1 pseudogene is annotated in these 242 nt (G+C 79.3%); it reads right to left on the bottom strand.

What is annotated here, in order from left to right:
- Window positions 1-242 (bottom strand): annotated as a pseudogene (locus KVT14_RS21045) (class I SAM-dependent RNA methyltransferase); the annotation flags it as partial.

Genomic DNA, 242 nt, shown 5'->3' with positions numbered 1-242 from the left:
TGCCCCTGCCAGAAGCCGGCGGCCGCGCCCCGGTACCCCCACTCCCGCTCCCCCACCCGCACCTGCCCGCGGTCGGCGGACCGGGCGTTCTGCCGCGGGTCGACCTTGCCGCGGCGGAGGTCGAACGGCTGGTCGTCGACGAGCACGACCGTGGTGTCCCCGCCGGCGTGCGCGACCGCCTCGATCCGGGCGCCCGGGGCCCAGCGGCGCCCGAGCAGGTCGAGCTCCGCCAGCGCGTCGCT

Origin of the sequence: Cellulomonas sp. GbtcB1 (assembly GCF_019091725.1) — a bacterium.
Taxonomy (GTDB): Bacteria; Actinomycetota; Actinomycetes; order Actinomycetales; family Cellulomonadaceae; genus Cellulomonas.
This window is presented reverse-complemented; position numbering and strand designations above follow the sequence as displayed.